Origin of the sequence: Enterobacter sp. SORGH_AS_0287, assembly GCF_031453695.1 — a bacterium.
Taxonomy (GTDB): Bacteria; Pseudomonadota; Gammaproteobacteria; order Enterobacterales; family Enterobacteriaceae; genus Enterobacter; species Enterobacter ludwigii.
In genome coordinates, this window is sequence record NZ_JAVIZW010000002.1 from 1 (window position 1) to 13,803 (window position 13,803).

Genomic DNA, 13,803 nt, shown 5'->3' on the forward strand with positions numbered 1-13,803 from the left:
GTGAGTTACTTCGAGTTAAAGATGAATATCTCAAAATAGTAAATGATCCTATTACTTCTAAAGAAAAGAAACAAGAGCTTTTAGAGATGATAAGGTCTTTAAATTATGAAATTAAAATTAAAGGAAAGGTATCTAGAAAACCCTTTGTGATTAATGAAAGTCAAGTCGATGTTACCTTGGCTAAAGGAAATATCGACACTGTTCAGTTCCGTCAATTTAAAAGAACAAAGCCACCTCATAAAGTAGAGACTCCCTCATCAGCAAACAAATTTTTACCATATAACCATGAGTCTATTGAGCGAGATAGAATACGCAAGGAATTGATTGCTATCGAAGCCAAAGCTGAACTGGAGATGATGGCTATTATTTCTCGTGTAACATACACTAAAATAATTTCAGCCGATACAACAAAAAAAAGTAATTCTTTAGAAAAGCATGAAATTAAATCTCCATCTCCATCTCCATCTCCATCTCCATCTCCATCTCCATCAGCTAAGGAGGGAGTAATAAAAGAATTTTACTTTAACAAAGAGTTGTATAGTGTTTTAATTAGAACAATTCCTGTTTCGCAAGCTTATAAGATAGCTAAAAGCCGTGAGTTAGCATCGCAGTACTATGATGGTAGAATTATTACCGGAGAGAGTTGTTACTTTAACGCCCTTACATATCTCCTCGTTATGAGGAAGAAAAACAAAACTGAGGCTCTCTGTGTTGCACGCAATAAGCAGCAATCTGAAGAATTTCTCTATAATTTGATAACGGTTGGTTATCGTGTTCAGACGCGACTCGCAAATATAATAGCTTTACCTGAAAAAGAAAATAATTTTAAAAAACTGACATCTCTTGAGAGAATAGATTTCAAGTTAATTTCTAGTAATGTCGAACGTACTATCCAGATACGAAAAATTAGTGATCAGCAAAGTTTCCGTAGAAGAGTGGAACTTAACTTCAAAGGTAAATGTGCGGTTACAGGGCAGTCAGCACATACACTTCTTCAAGCTTGCCATCTGGAGGACTATAGTTTTTCACACAACATGAACACGAGTAACGGCATACTCCTAACCTCCGATTGTCATAGGATGTTTGATAGTGGAGAGCTTGGCATAAATCCTCTAACACTTACTGTTCATTTTAATGTCGACTGCATATATTCAAGAATATTTGAGGGGAAAAAAATTGGTGATCATTCTGTGAGTCTAGATAAAGAAAAGCTTCTAAGAAAGTGGGAGTTATTTTTGAATAAAAGAGCGTTTTCATTAGAATGTAAATAGGATTCAGAAGCATAATAAAAGTTCACCTTAACGAATCATTATAACTCTCTAAAAAACCCTACACGCGGGTTAAAAAATTGCACACTTATAGTTATCCCTCCCCCAATGGTTAAGGTTTCAACGTTCCCTGTTCGCCACTCCCAACCGAAGGTTGGGAGCGTTGTATATCGATTTGTCTTTCTCTGTTGCGTTAAGGGCCCTGTTTCACGATCTGACCGTAAGGGGGGGAGTTAGGATCGCATACCGTGGTATGAAGTTGAAATAAGGAGCATTTCGTTACGCTGAGTCGGCAGACGATGATTTTGTTAGACTACTTAAAGCAGGTTAGTGATGATAAAGTGCTGCTTTATCCGGATAATCATGGCGCAACTAAGGTTATTAGTGAAGACACAGTCAACAACGCCTTACTTGTGATGGGATATGACACGAAGAATGAGGTTTGAGGACATGGATATAGGTCTATGAAGCGATACGATATAGAATGTCAGTTGAGTCATTCAGAACGTAATAGTGCCCGTGCGACTTATATTCATACGTCAGAGCATTTTGATGTTCGACGTTCTATGATTCAATGGTAGGCTGATTATCTGGGATTTCACAGGAGCTCTGACATTACCACTCCTTTGAATATGGTGAAGAAAAAATATATAAGAAAAACTAATAAAGAGGGGAAGCCCCTCTTAGCATTATAAAATATTTTTTATATAAAAGTGTAGGTCTGTTTCTAGGCGCTCAGAATTATAGTATTTATCTTCGTTAAAGTTCGCGCCACCAATCCATAGTTTTTTTATCCCTTCATTTTCCTTTAAAGCAAACCCCATAAAATCAACCCAAGAATTCTCAAGTGTGTTTATATTACTTTTAATGTCATGAATTGTTGAGTCAGGGAATAAAACATTGTAAAGATAAACTTTGCCATAGTAAGATTTATCAATTCTCTTTATGTTGAGATGTTGTTTTTTTGTCCTTAGTTTTTTTGTTAGTTCATCAAATAAATGGTGACCAATATAAAACTTACGAATTTTCCCATCATCTATTTTGAGTTTTGTTTCTGGGTTTTTTTGGAATAATTTCTTTTGTGAACCGAGGTTGATATCACCATTAGCAGCAAAATATATTCTCAGGAATAAATTACGCTCGATGACTTGATCAGGTGTTATATATCCGAAGTTTAAACCATCAGCGAACTCGCCTCTTTTGCGTTCATATAACATCCCAAAATGGTCAAAAAGACTTCTCTGGATTTGTTGATGAATAGGCTCATTAGCAAATTTATCTGCATTAATCACCGGGGTTTGTTTATTGGTTGCCTCAGATACTGCTTCAATAAGTTCAAGTTTATTTTTATCGTTATCGTTATTAATTAAAGTTATTATTTTAAGTAGCACCTCTTTCTCATTAAATGTCTCTTCTAGTTTTTCTATTGGTGTCTCTTCATAAATCCTACTCAAAATGTATGAAGTTTGACCGCCGTTTATAATTTGTGGGTTTTTTATACTTAGTTGGGCCTTGTTTTTTTGCCCGATCCTTTCGTTGATGCTTGTATCATCAGATATCATCGTTATTCCATTGTTGTACAGGGCGAATTCATTTGTATTATTACCTATAACTGTTTTCCTTATTGAAGCATTTACAGCTTGACCTTGGAATTCTAAATAGCTGCGTGGATTATATTTAAGTATTGAATTTTTGTATTTACTCATTATTTTTGCAATTTCTAATACCGGTACAAACAAAACTGTTATTTCACAAGTGCTCGCTTTTGTTTTTACTGTATAGCTTATTTTACTTCCGGCATTTTTAGCTGATAAATCGATAGGAATGCAAATGTCGTGAGCAGTAAAAAGCGTCCCTGAAATTACAGGAAATACTAATTCATTGTAAGTTCTGGTGTAATCAAAAACATCGGCGTTATACCCATCCGTTAATTTTCGGAGCCTTGCTGCTTGGATGTCTTTTAAATTTGCAAGTATTATTATTTTGTAATTAAATTTGCTTATATTGTCGGTCTCACTTAGCTCTCTCTGAAGTTGTTTTATTTTTCCATTGTATTCATTGCCTGCTTCATCATGTGACTCCCCTTTTAATATTCTTTCAACATCCATACAGAGAATCTCATCATAAGAAATATCTTTACTTTCAAAATTTGTTTTTGTGGTTCTGAATTTGGATTGTATCAAATAAACCAACCTGTCTTCTTTATCAATGTAATATCCGTCAATCCCACCATCATAACTTGAATCAGTTATATTTTTTTCTCTTTCTTTAAACTCCATCAAGCCAAAACTTACCTTTAGAAATAAATGAATAAATGCTCGAGCTCTTGCGGCATTAATTTTCTCCATTTCTGTCATGTCTGGCTTATAGGTCTTCTCGAGGTTTTCCGGAGCTTCCATGCGGATTTTATCTAATATATTAACGAGCATTTCGTATTTCATTTTTTCTTGTTCTCATTGATTAGCAGATGTCATCAATTTAAGTTTTTGAAAAGATGAATGCAATCATCAGATATCAAAAAAATGAACAATCATTAACATAGTCTCTTCCTTACGCCTGTGCTAAAGCGATGTGCTAAAAAGTGGGGTTAGAAATGACTAATTTCGCGCAATGCTATCCTGCTACGCCTGCACGTTTACGGAGGTGCTTTAAATGCAGGTGCATGAATGACCTGTGTTGCGCCAGTGCTGGCATGTAATTGCGTATCGTTAAAGCGAATGCAAAATTATGCGCCTGAAGCATGCATGACTCTACCAGGTGAAAATGGCGTGAATTTTGAGGATGTTCGAATGGTCTGCTTTGAGGTAATGCCTTGTCAGATATCCTTATGCAAAGGATCTTGATGATGCTGACGATAACCCAAAAGCCAGTTTCTGTCGCTTCCCGACACCGTTGATACAGCACACTCGTCTCTGCTGCGGCGTCAAATCTTGCCGGGAATGCTTCCAGCGGCTCCGTCGAACATTTCATGACAATTCATAAACGGTGCAAAGAATAGCGGAATTAAGACCGCGTTCCCCCGGTAACGGGTTAGGCTCAATAAACTAGGGCAGGGTAACTCGCATGCTACCAGCATAATCTTGTTGTGTAAGCTGTTTGGTTGTTGGCAAGGGAATGGCGGAGCATTCGCGTGATGTATGTTATGAAGGGTTGCGCGTGAGAATTGGCGTCTGCTTTGTGCTAGGAGCAGACGTGGTTGATATCAGTTTGTGTTTAGGATCGGTGAACAGGTCAACTGCAAAATAAGGCCTGTGTTTTCTATAAGTTAAGATGATAGTACATACCTTAATTAATCACTCCGGTTGCTACCGGGCAAGAGGCAGCAATGGCGAAGAAACGCAACGCGAAAAACAACATAACACCTGAGCAAATTGCAGCACGCAAGCTGGAAGAACAGCGTCATAAGCAAGCCGATGAGGTTATGGCCAACCTCAAGATCGGGAAAGGCCACTACCTGGGTGTGTCTATCTGGAAGAATATATCCATCCAGCTGGCACGCGGAAAAAACGTTGCTGAAATCACCTACGATATGGAACGAGATACGTTGGTCGGCCAGTCTCGTACGATGGAGGTTAAACGCCTTCGAGCCAAAGAACATCAACAGCAAGGCAGAGACAGCGCGGAAAAGAATGTAGCATCTCCAGCCGCACCGGCTCCTGCGAAGAACCGCCCTAAATCGGGCAAACTCAGAGCCAAAACCCTTCATCTGCTGAAAAAGAAACCCGCTAGCAGCAAAGTGGATGCGTGGACGATTGCGCGAGACGCGTCAAGGTCATCAGCACCTCAAAAGAAACTGACCTTCGGAGCAATATTACACCAGAATCCAGTAGCTAAGCCGGAAGCGGCCAGTTTTAGCGTAAGCGAGAAGCCATTAAAGGGGGTTAATACACCAGCGATCACCATCAAAACCTACGATCTGCCTCTGCCTAAGCCGAAAGCGTCCACCACCAACGGCAAGCTCACGGGTATTGAAAAGGCCATGAAGATGGTTCCCATTTCGAGCCGTCGCGAGTTTGCGATGTTCGTTCATAAACATCGTGATAGCGGCTACACGGCAGAGCAGCTGCTAGCACAGTACCTGGCTGCCGCAATTGCTGCGCCAGCGGCAAATGATTCAGCTGTTGTCGCGCCGGAGATGATCAACGAAACGGCTCATGTTCAATTGACCGTACCAATGCAGGTGACTCACGATCCATTTAAAGAGGAGCGTGTACAGCTGGAGCAGTTGATGGATAAACTGGAAGCGCGATTCCCAAACCTCCGCCAGAGGCTGGAAAACATCGCCGTAACTCCGGAATACATGGACGAACTTGAGGTACGGGATATCACTGCGGCCAATCCGCTGCGTGATGGCCGCGAGCTGAGAGGCGGCTCCTGCGAACGTCTGGTGCGTCAACGTGACGCAGCAATTCAGGCAGAGTTTAAGGCAGAGCTTTGCTACAACTTCGGCTATCGCTGTGCCGTATCCGGTAAGCACTTGGGCGGTGTACTGGATGCCGCTCACATTGAAAGCGCGGCCAAAGGCGATTACAGCGTGAGTAACGGTATTCTGCTGTCACCAACCCTGCACCGCCTGTTTGACGCGAACAAGATGGGAATTAACCCTGAGACGATGAGAGTTCATTTCAAACCTGGTATTGAGTTTGAGGAATATGAAGGCCGTGTAATCGCTCCTCTGCATTACCGCTTGGACAAAGACAAACTGACCGCTCGATGGGATGAATACTTAAGAGGTGAAAATTGAAGGACGTTTTATATGCAGATCTCGTCAACGAGCTGCGCAGCGTAACGCGGCCAGCGATCGTGGTGCTCGAGAGTTTGTATTTCGACATGCAGGAGGATGCCGAACTTCTGGAACAGGACGCGGGGATCACTCCGTTATTACCTAAACTAACTTTTAGTCCGTTCAAGGGCGCACATCAGAGACAGCTTAAGACCCTAATGAATATGGATGGAACGCCAGTGATGTTTGTTGACCACTATCCTCTTACCTGTCACGGGGAGTCTGGCTTGGTTGGCTTCCCGCTGCTCAGCGAGGAAAAGAAAGCCATCTTAGACCGGTTTCAAGCGGAAAACTAACGGATCAGGAGTGCACCGACTAAAGAAGAGCGCACCCGCCGCCAGGAAGAGTCTATGAACTGCGCAATGTCCTGCATGGGTAATGCCATGTCCAAAATTCTGGAAGAATCGCGGGCTATCAGTGCTGAGCTGGGAAAATTATAGAAACTGAGAATGAAACTGCTTTTGAGTCGCGTAAAGAAGAATACAGCCTGGAAAACCTTTTTAAGCGGCTACAGCACCATATATTGAGAAAAATAATGTACTTTGAAGGGAGGGCAATTTGAATCCCCTAAACGGCGAGGCACCCGCAGTTAGCCAGTTCTGCCGCAGTGCCTTGTCAGATATCCTGATGCAAGGGGCTTTAATGATACTGACGATACGCAAAGAGCCAGTTGCTGTCACTTCCCGACACCGATGAAACTGTTTCACTCGTTTCTGCGGCGGCGTTAATTCGTGCCCGAAATGCCTCCGGTGGACGTTTCATGGCAAATCGTAAACGGTGTGAAGGATAGCTGAATTTTGACGCCATTCGCCGGGCAAATGCATTAGGCTCAATAAACCAAGGGCAGGATGACGTGCATGCCACCAGCATAATCTTGTTGTGTAAGCTGTTGATCATTGGCAATGGAAGGGCAAAGCATGCGAAGGAGATATGCCATTGATGTTTCAGCCCGGGAACTGGCGTCTGCTTGGTGCCAAAAGCAGACGTTTTAGCATTCGGAGTTTGTTAATCCTTCAGAAAAATGAGACCGGCTTCTGGTTTCAATTTTTCGTTGCCGAATCCGCAGTACCCCTTGAGAACAACTAAGGGTTTTATCCTAGATAAAACCCTTTAAAACTCTTAAAGGCTTGCCATATCGATGACAAAACGATATTTCACATCACTTTTCTGCATTCGACTGAAGGCAAGCTCAATCTCTTCCATCTTAATCATCTCGATATCAGAAGTAATACCATTCTGGGCACAGAAATCGAGCATCTCCTGCGTTTCTGCGATACCACCAATCAATGAGCCAGCAAGTTGACGACGTTGGAAGACTAAATTGCCAACACTTGGTGAGGGGTGAGGGCTATCCGGAATACCCACCATTGCCATAGTACCGTCACGCTTGAGCAGAGTCATGAAAGCATCCAGGTCATGCGGTGCTGCCACTGTATTTAAAATGAAATCAAAAGATTTCTGATGGGCGGCCATTTCATCTGCATTTCTGGATACCACGACATCATCAGCGCCCAGCCTGCGAGCTTCTTCGATTTTTGAAGCGGAGGTGGTGAAAGCCACTACTGTCGCGCCCATCGCATGAGCCAGCTTAATGCCCATATGACCGAGACCACCAATCCCCACAATGCCTACTTTTTTGCCGGGGCCAGCCTGCCAGTGACGCAAAGGTGACCATGTTGTCACACCCGCACAAAGTAAAGGTGCAACGGCTGCAAGTTCGGAATGATCGTGTGTTATCTTTAGTACAAATTTTTCGTTAACAGTAATGTTTGCGGCATATCCGCCGTAAGTATTTTCGCCAGAGCCATCCAGCCAGCCGTTATAGGTCTGTTTCCAGCCATGCGGGCCTTCGCAATACTGTTCAAGCCCCTCTTCACAGGCTTCGCAGTGCTGGCAACTGTCAACCATACAACCAACGCCGACGATATCCCCTGGATTGTGTCGTGTTACTGCGGCACCAACGGCGGTAACACGGCCAATGATCTCATGGCCTGGCACAATAGGATAACGGATTCCCGGCCATTCCCCACGGGCTGCATGAAGGTCTGAATGGCAAACTCCGCAGAAAAGAATGTCGATGACCACATCATTTTCAGTTGTGGCTCTGGCTGGTACGGTCGTAGGAAGCAGCGGAGTCGTTGGCGACTGTGCCGCATAGGCTTTAATGATATTCATTTAGTGTGATCCTGTTGGGCATAAGGGAGACAAACAGGGGCTGATATCAGCCCCTGGGAGGAAATAACGAGCACATTATCCTGGATAGGAAACTTCAGCAGTCCATTCGTCTACAGGTTGGTTATGCAGCTCCCAGAACAGGCCGCCCACATCCTTCGCTTCTTTAGAGTCAGGAGATACCACCGTGGAAACAGTGACGCTGGCAATGTGAATTCCTTGCTCTTTCAGGGTCTCAAACAGACCGAGCGTCAGGTTTCGGATGCCAGCCTTACCAATGCTAAGCGACAGGAAATCCGGATGAGGATAAAGTGCAAAACCACCGCCAGTTAACAGAATGGTTCCCGCTCCACGTTTACCCATTTCTGGCAGAACAGCCTGGGTGGCAGACAGGGCACCACCGATATTGACTGCCAGGTCATTCACGAAAGAGTTATGAGGTTGCGTACTGATTGATTCATTGCGCATAACGGCTGCGTTGTAGTGCAACACATCAACAGAACCATATTCAGCCTCAGTCCGCGACACCAGGCTGCGAATGCTGTCAGATTCACTTGCATCCACCGTTCTCACTTCAGCGGTATACCCCTGTGTTTTCAGAGCGTCAGCCATTTGACGCAATTTATCTTCACGGCGTGCAGCCAGCACGACACGGAAACCTTCTTTTGCAAAGCGGGCCGCCGTTTCATAGCCCATTCCAGGACCAGTACCAATGCTCAAAAATGTTTTCATCAGGTTTTCCTCTGTAGTTACGCGATGAGAAAAGCAGTGTAGAAAACACTAATTCGATCAACAATTGCGTTAAGACACATTTGAGTAATGCAAAATATGCAGGAATTAATGAATCGTGTGAGCATCGAAGAACTTACAGCCTTTGTTGCAGTAGCTGAAACAGGTAGCTTCAGAGGGGCCGCCGAGCGTATAGGGCGGGATGCTACTGTGTTGTCTCGTCGAATCGGTGCTCTTGAAAGCTTTCTTGGTGTGCAGCTCTTCTCGCGCACTACCCGACGCGTAACGCTAACTGAGGTTGGGGTTATGTACCACCGACGTGTTCGCATGCTGCTGGACGAACTGGATATCGCTACCCGGGAAGCCAGTAATTTTGCTGCCAGCGCCCGGGGACAGCTTCGTGTCTCTCTTCCTGTCGCTTTTGGTCGGTTATGGATTGCACCTTTCATTCCTACATTCATCAATAAATATCCGGAAATACGCATTGATGCCCGGTACATCGACCGTTTCGTGGACGTTGTCGCAGAAGGATTTGATGTGGCTATTCGTGTAGGGGCACTCAGAGACAGCTCACTGAGAGCTCGCAGGATAGGTTCCTTCCAGAACTTGCTGGTCGCATCACCAGGGTATATTGCCCGCCATGGAACACCCTCGCATCCAAGGGAGCTTATTGAACACCAATGCCTGACTTTTGCCCGTTTTGCTACCTCATCCGACTGGACACTGAAGAAAGGGAAGCAAATTGAAACGTTACGCCCCGAAGGCCCACTGATCACCGATAATTCTGAAACGCTTTTACTGGCAGCTATTCATGATACTGGAATGGCCATGCTTCCCGACTGGCTCGTCAGTCCCGCGCTACAGAGCGGCAAACTCATCAATGTACTGCCTGACTGGCGTGGTTCTGAGGAAGGTGAAGTTTTTGCCGTGATGCCTCCAGGTCCACTCCTTCCGACGAAAACACGAGTGTTTGTTGACGAAATCATTAGCGCCTTTGCGGATGGCTGGAAACAACCACATCGTTGATGTTTAGGTAACCCTCTTTCCCACTTTCCCACTTTCCAGTAAATCACTTTGCTATGCCTTCCTGAGGACCTGCAAACAGCAGGTTTTCAATTTAATGTTGACTTATTACGTAGTGATCACTATAAATTACGAATTACATAGTGATCACTACATATAATTTGTGATCCTCACTGAAATGCTGCAGAGAAAGGCAACCGACACAAGTGCGAGCCAGGAGGGAACATGAGACTTCTTGAAGAACTGACTGGTTTGTTTCAGTTATGGGGAACTCCGGGCCCCGGCCTCTTTGTCGCGGCCTTTGTTCTGATGACATTGCTTTTTATTCCAGCATCACCGTTGGCGATTGCCGCTGGATTTTTGTACGGACCGCTCACAGGAACGCTGGCGACTTCTTTTGCAGGATTAATTTCAGCAGTGCTGGCTTTCCTGATTAGCCGCTATCTGGCGAGAAATAGCATGCAGATATGGTTAGCTCGCTTTCCTCGTGCAGCAGCCATTGATACGGCCGTCAGCTCAGACGGATTCCGGGTGGTATTTTTGCTTCGTCTGGCATCGATTCTGCCTTTCATTCCTGTCAGTTACCTCATGGGAGTAGCACGAATCAAGGCAGGAGCGTATGTGCTGGCAACATGGTTAGGGCTACTCCCAGGCACGTTTTTATATGTTTTTGTTGGCTCACTTGTATCAGAGGTGAGCCAGCTATCCGAGGGTGGAAAAATCCTCTCTCCTTTTACCGGAATACTGACTGTCGCAGGTGGGATTGTGGTGGCTATAACACTGGCATTAATTACCCGGCGTGCACGAAGAGTTCTCAATCAGGCAATAGCTCGTTAAACATCATGTGAATGTAAGGAATTTAGTATGACCAAACCAGTTTATGTGCAGGAATACAATGACATCGTTGAAGTTCTGAATAAGTACAATGAAGGTGGCAAACAGGCTAACAGCAGCATTATGAAGCCAGCGTTCAGCAAAGAAGCGACCATTTTCGGGGTCGACGGCGACGGCAAGCTGATCGGCGGTCCGATCCAGGGGTTGTTTGACATCATTGATTCCGCCTTCCGTCCCTCTCCAGAAGCACGCGGAGTTATTGTTAATATTGATATCGTTGGCACTGCCGCCAGTGCGCGTATTGATACCAACGATATCTCAGGTTTCTGCTTTACCGACTTCTTCAATCTGCTCAAGGTGGATGGCAAATGGACGGTTGTTAGCAAAATCTATCATACCCACGTTGCTCCCTGATTAATTGACGCTCGTAATCCGATCAACTGATGCCTGTTATTCCTGCTTCTATATGGGAAGGGCAGGCATCAATACTTGAATATTTGTTAGCAATTGCAGCTCAGGCTTATGCCTGAGCTGGCAAATATCAGCCACAGCAGGAGCAGGTATGAAAAACGTATTCATTATCGGTGGGGCCGGGAAAGTGGGGCGCAGACTGGCACAAAAGCTGTCTGAGCAGGGACATACCCCCCGCTCGCTATATCGCGCTCCTGAACAGGAAGATTCTCTGCGAGCACTGGGGGCCATCCCCATTAGGGGGAGCTTACTTGAGCTTGATGCTGAGCGCCTCGCCGCCCTTTACGGAGAGAGTGAGATCATCGTGTTCACCGCAGGTGCAGGCGGTAAAGGCGGACAGGATATGACCCGGGCTATTGATGGCCGTGGTCTCGAAATTGCCGTTGATGCTGCAAAACTGGCGGGCATAAAACGATTCATTTTAGTGTCAGCGTTTCCTGAGTCATTCCGTGCCAAAGGAATGCCTGAATCCTTTGAGAATTACATGTTTGTCAAAAAGCAGGCTGATGTCTATCTGGCCCAAAGTGATCTTGACTGGGTGATCCTCCGACCGGGCACGCTGCTGGATGAACCCGGACAAAATGGAATTCGCGCCGGGCTGGCGATCCCTTACGGTGATGTTTCACGCGATGATGTTGCGTGGACCCTGGCTGAAATAATCAACCGACCCACCGTTAACAGAATCATCATTGAGTTGACGGCAGGTAATGAAGCCATCAGTACTGCAATTATGCGCATGGAAAAAAACTGAGACAGGGAAATCCACCATGAAACTTATAGTGCTGGGCGCAACAGGTCTGGTGGGTGGTCGCCTGCTTGAGGCTGCGCTGAATGATGAACGAGTCAGTTATGTCCTTGCCCCCGTTCGCCAGGCAATTCCTTCCCATCCAAAGCTTTCTGCTCCTGTGATTGACTTCAGCAACTTGCCTGAGGACAAGGATTTCTGGAAAGCGGATGCTGTGATCTGCACTCTGGGAACGACCATGAAAAAAGCAGGCTCACGCGAGGCGTTCTGTTTTGCGGATTATACACTTCCATTAGCTATAGCACGATTGGCCCGCGCCAGTGAAACACCTGTCTGGGTGTTGAATTCGGCGGCAGGAGCCTGCGAACGCTCCCGTTTTGCCTATAACCGTATCAAGGCCAGGCTTGAACAGGATTTAGATAAGCTCGATTTTCCTTCGTTGGCTCTTGTGAGGCCCGGAGTGATATGCGGAAAGCGAACTGAGTTCCGGGTCGGTGAGCGCGCTCTCATCGCTGGTCTTCGGCTGATCTCTCCTTTTATCAGTCCACGCTGGCATCCTGTTGTGGCAGACAAAATCGCAGTCACCCTGTTGAATGCCGCGCTGGCGGCGGCTCCAGGAACATATGTAGTGCAATCAGAACAGATTCGATGAAATCCCAACCTGATCTTAATTGTGAAAAATGGAATCAACTATATGGCATCAGTAAATTACAACGCCCTGATTGAGGGTGACGCTGAGGTGGTCTGGCGGACGCTGAAAGCCTTCGGCCAAATAGCAAAGTGGCATCCAGCAATCACGAAAAGCTGGATGGAGGATAACCAGCCCGATGGACTCCCCGGAAGTACACGTCATCTTGTCCTGATGGACGGCTCAATCCTGCGGGAAACACTGCTCTCAATGGATGAAAACCTTCTTCAACTGTCCTACTGCTTTGCAACGTCGCCACTGCCGGTGGATAACTATGTCGCAGGTCTGAGGATCATTCCGCTCAATGACGTTCCGCAGGCTGTAATTCAGTGGTCAGCAACGTTTGATACACGTGAACCAGATCCAGACGGCAAGATGATTAATGTCATTCGCGAGCTCATTGTCGCTGGACACTCAAGCCTGCAAAAGCATCTTCAACAGCTGAATCACCACTAAATCATGAACGAAACTGCTGGAAACGATATGAACGAATTTATTAAACCGGTCGATTTGTCCCGTGCCTTTCGCCTGCTTAATCACGGGCCAACTACACTAGTGTCAGCACGGCATGAAGGGGTGGATGACGTGATGGCAGCATCGTGGGTCTGTTCACTGGATTATTCCCCACCAAAGCTGACTGTGGTGTTGGACAAAATGGCCTTCACACGCGAGCTTGTTGAAAAAAGTGGTCACTTTGTTATCCAAATCCCGACTGTAGCGCAAATCGCACTTGCACATCACGTTGGAACACGGAGTTTGCACACCGATCCGGACAAAATGGCGCACTCGGAAGTTCGGGTATTTGAAATGCCAAGTTCAAATTTACCCTTCATAGAAGGATGCGCCGGTTGGCTGGCCTGCCAGGTCATTCCTGAAGCTCATAACCAGGATGCATATGATTTATTTATTGGGGAGATTATTGGTGCCTGGGCAGATTCGCGCATCTTCAGTGAAGGTCGCTGGAAATATGATACTGCAGACCCAGCCTGGCGGAGTCTGCACTACATTGCCGGCGGGCAATTCTATGCCACTGGCGAAAGTATGAGGATCGGCGGGAAGGAAATGCCGTAATAATCGTCCCCCTGCGAAA

General features: G+C 45.6%; 13 protein-coding genes and 1 pseudogene. 11 read left to right on the forward strand and 3 right to left on the reverse strand.

Annotated features, from left to right (window positions below):
* Both QE396_RS22570 and QE396_RS22575 read left to right on the forward strand, forming a co-directional pair.
* The coding region (locus QE396_RS22570; RefSeq protein WP_309952749.1) for an HNH endonuclease signature motif containing protein at positions 1-1,271 on the forward strand (1,271 nt) is incomplete at its 5' end.
* Between the two features lie 226 nt (positions 1,272-1,497).
* Positions 1,498-1,963, forward strand: a pseudogene (locus QE396_RS22575) (tyrosine-type recombinase/integrase); the annotation flags it as partial.
* Here QE396_RS22575 and QE396_RS22580 read toward each other — a convergent pair.
* Positions 1,958-3,709 (reverse strand): AIPR family protein, encoded by a 1,752-nt coding sequence (locus tag QE396_RS22580; RefSeq protein ID WP_185791778.1) that lies wholly within the window; start codon positions 3,707-3,709, stop codon positions 1,958-1,960. The pseudogene QE396_RS22575 and the gene QE396_RS22580 sit on opposite strands and share 6 nt — an antisense overlap.
* A gap of 884 nt (positions 3,710-4,593) precedes the next feature.
* Here QE396_RS22580 and QE396_RS22585 point away from each other — a divergent pair.
* Both QE396_RS22585 and QE396_RS22590 read left to right on the forward strand, forming a co-directional pair.
* Positions 4,594-6,012: an HNH endonuclease signature motif containing protein gene (locus tag QE396_RS22585; protein ID WP_234047630.1), complete on the forward strand. Its 1,419-nt coding sequence runs from the start codon at positions 4,594-4,596 to the stop codon at positions 6,010-6,012.
* Positions 6,009-6,347, forward strand: coding sequence for a hypothetical protein (locus tag QE396_RS22590; protein WP_185791779.1), 339 nt, complete (start codon positions 6,009-6,011; stop codon positions 6,345-6,347). Before QE396_RS22585 ends, QE396_RS22590 begins: the two co-directional genes overlap by 4 nt.
* A gap of 823 nt (positions 6,348-7,170) precedes the next feature.
* Here QE396_RS22590 and QE396_RS22595 read toward each other — a convergent pair.
* Both QE396_RS22595 and QE396_RS22600 read right to left on the reverse strand, forming a co-directional pair.
* Positions 7,171-8,226 (reverse strand): NAD(P)-dependent alcohol dehydrogenase, encoded by a 1,056-nt coding sequence (locus tag QE396_RS22595; protein ID WP_309952754.1) that lies wholly within the window; start codon positions 8,224-8,226, stop codon positions 7,171-7,173.
* Between the two features lie 75 nt (positions 8,227-8,301).
* Positions 8,302-8,955, reverse strand: a complete 654-nt coding sequence (locus QE396_RS22600; protein WP_185791781.1) for an SDR family oxidoreductase — start codon at positions 8,953-8,955, stop codon at positions 8,302-8,304.
* An 87-nt stretch (positions 8,956-9,042) separates the two neighbouring features.
* Between QE396_RS22600 and QE396_RS22605 the strand changes: the two genes are divergently transcribed.
* The 7 genes from QE396_RS22605 to QE396_RS22635 all read left to right on the forward strand — a co-directional run bounded on the left by QE396_RS22605 (position 9,043) and on the right by QE396_RS22635 (position 13,784).
* A complete protein-coding gene (locus tag QE396_RS22605; RefSeq protein WP_185791782.1) occupies positions 9,043-9,978 on the forward strand; it encodes a LysR family transcriptional regulator in 936 nt (311 codons plus the stop codon).
* Between the two features lie 222 nt (positions 9,979-10,200).
* A complete protein-coding gene (locus tag QE396_RS22610) occupies positions 10,201-10,812 on the forward strand; it encodes a TVP38/TMEM64 family protein (RefSeq protein WP_185791783.1) in 612 nt (203 codons plus the stop codon).
* Positions 10,813-10,839: 27 nt separating this feature from the next.
* Positions 10,840-11,223: a nuclear transport factor 2 family protein gene (locus QE396_RS22615; RefSeq protein WP_185791784.1), complete on the forward strand. Its 384-nt coding sequence runs from the start codon at positions 10,840-10,842 to the stop codon at positions 11,221-11,223.
* Positions 11,224-11,371: 148 nt separating this feature from the next.
* Complete coding sequence (locus QE396_RS22620) at positions 11,372-12,031, forward strand: NAD(P)H-binding protein (protein ID WP_185791785.1); 660 nt, start codon at positions 11,372-11,374, stop codon at positions 12,029-12,031.
* Entirely contained in the window at positions 11,988-12,677 is a 690-nt protein-coding gene (locus QE396_RS22625) for an NAD-dependent dehydratase (protein WP_199802877.1), read from the forward strand. The genes QE396_RS22620 and QE396_RS22625 overlap by 44 nt, the downstream gene beginning before the upstream one ends.
* 42 nt (positions 12,678-12,719) lie before the next feature.
* Positions 12,720-13,169, forward strand: a complete 450-nt coding sequence (locus QE396_RS22630) for an SRPBCC family protein (RefSeq protein WP_185791786.1) — start codon at positions 12,720-12,722, stop codon at positions 13,167-13,169.
* A 27-nt stretch (positions 13,170-13,196) separates the two neighbouring features.
* Entirely contained in the window at positions 13,197-13,784 is a 588-nt protein-coding gene (locus QE396_RS22635) for a flavin reductase family protein (RefSeq protein ID WP_185791787.1), read from the forward strand.
* Positions 13,785-13,803 lie beyond the last annotated feature (19 nt).